The sequence below is a fragment of the Marinobacter profundi genome (assembly GCF_002744715.1).
In the GTDB taxonomy this organism is placed as follows: domain Bacteria; phylum Pseudomonadota; class Gammaproteobacteria; order Pseudomonadales; family Oleiphilaceae; genus Marinobacter; species Marinobacter profundi.
This window is the reverse complement of sequence record NZ_KZ319389.1, coordinates 1-1,588: the sequence shown is the minus strand read 5'-3', so window position 1 is coordinate 1,588 and position 1,588 is coordinate 1. Positions and strand designations below refer to the sequence as shown.

Genomic DNA, 1,588 nt, shown 5'->3' with positions numbered 1-1,588 from the left:
GTTATCGACTACAACGTCAAGGTGCGGGTCAAGCCGGACAACACCGGTGTTGATCTTGCCAACGTCAAGATGGCAATGAACCCGTTCTGCGAAATCGCGGTTGAAGAAGCGGTTCGCCTGAAGGAAAAGGGTGTTGCCAGCGAAATCGTCGTTGTATCCATTGGCCCGAAGGCTGCCCAGGAGCAAATCCGTACCGCTCTGGCACTGGGCGCTGACCGTGGCATCCACATCGAGACCGACGCAGAAGTCCAGTCTCTGGAAGCGGCCAAGCTGCTGAAGGCGGTTGTCGAGAAAGAAGCGCCGAAGCTGGTCATTCTGGGCAAGCAGTCCATCGATTCCGACAACAACCAGACCGGCCAGATGCTGGCTGCGCTGACGGGCATGGGTCAGGGTACCTTCGCCTCCGCGGTGGTGGTTGAGGGCGACAAGGTCAACGTAACCCGCGAAGTGGACGGCGGCCTGATGACCGTAGCGCTGAACTTGCCGGCGGTGGTGACCACCGACCTGCGTCTGAACGAGCCGCGTTACGCGTCGCTGCCGAACATCATGAAAGCCAAGAAGAAGCCGCTTGAGGCGGTCAGCCCGGCGGATCTGGGTGTGGACGTTACCCCGCGCCTGTCCACCCTGAAGGTTGAAGCCCCGGCCGCGCGTCAGGCGGGCGTCAAGGTGGCAGACGTTGCTGAGCTGGTCGACAAACTGAAGAACGAAGCGAAGGTGATCTGATGAGCATCCTGGTAATTGCTGAACACGACAACAGCAGCCTGAAGCAGGCCACCCTGAACGTGGTAGCGGCGGCCAAGGCCATTGGCGGTGATATCGACGTGCTGGTTGCCGGCGAGAACGTGGGCGCCGTCGCGGATGCCGCGGCCAAGGCCGACGGCGTGAACAAGGTTCTGGTGGCCGACAACGCTGCCTACGGCCATTTTCTGGGTGAGAACCTGGGCGAACTGGTTGCCGAACTGGGCAAGGGCTACAGCCACATCCTGGCGGCCGCCGGCACCACGGGCAAGGACTTCATGCCGCGCGTGGCCGCGTTGCTGGACGTTGCCCAGGTTTCCGACATTATCCGTGTCGAGTCCGAAGACACCTTCGTGCGGCCGATCTACGCCGGTAACGCCATCGCGACCGTCAAGGCCAGCGACAGCATCAAGGTGATCACCGTACGTCCGACCGGTTTCGACCCGGTGGCAGCCGAAGGCGGCTCCGCTGCAGTGGAAGCCCTCGACCTGGTCAAGGACGCCGGTCTGTCGGCCTTCGTCAGCGAAGAGCTGGCCAAGTCTGACCGTCCGGACCTGGCCTCTGCCGGCATCGTGATCTCCGGTGGCCGTGGCATGCAGAACGGCGACAACTTCAAGATGCTGGAGCAGGTAGCTGATGTGCTGGGCGCCGCCGTAGGCGCTTCCCGTGCCGCGGTTGACGCCGGCTTCGTACCGAACGACATGCAGGTTGGCCAGACCGGCAAGATCGTGGCTCCGCAGCTGTACATCGCGGTGGGCATCTCCGGTGCCATCCAGCACCTGGCGGGCATGTCCGACTCCAAGGTGATCGTGGCGATCAACAAGGACGAAGAAGCCCCGATCTTCCAGGT

The 1,588-nt window shown here is 62.6% G+C and carries 2 protein-coding genes; both read left to right on the top strand.

Annotation, left to right across the window (positions count from 1 at the left end):
* The coding region (locus CLH61_RS18220; RefSeq protein WP_211289149.1) for an electron transfer flavoprotein subunit beta/FixA family protein at nt 1–723 on the top strand (723 nt) is incomplete at its 5' end.
* Nucleotides 723–1,588: electron transfer flavoprotein subunit alpha/FixB family protein (locus tag CLH61_RS18215; protein ID WP_099616116.1), on the top strand; the 866-nt coding region annotated here is incomplete at its 3' end. The genes CLH61_RS18220 and CLH61_RS18215, both read left to right, overlap by 1 nt.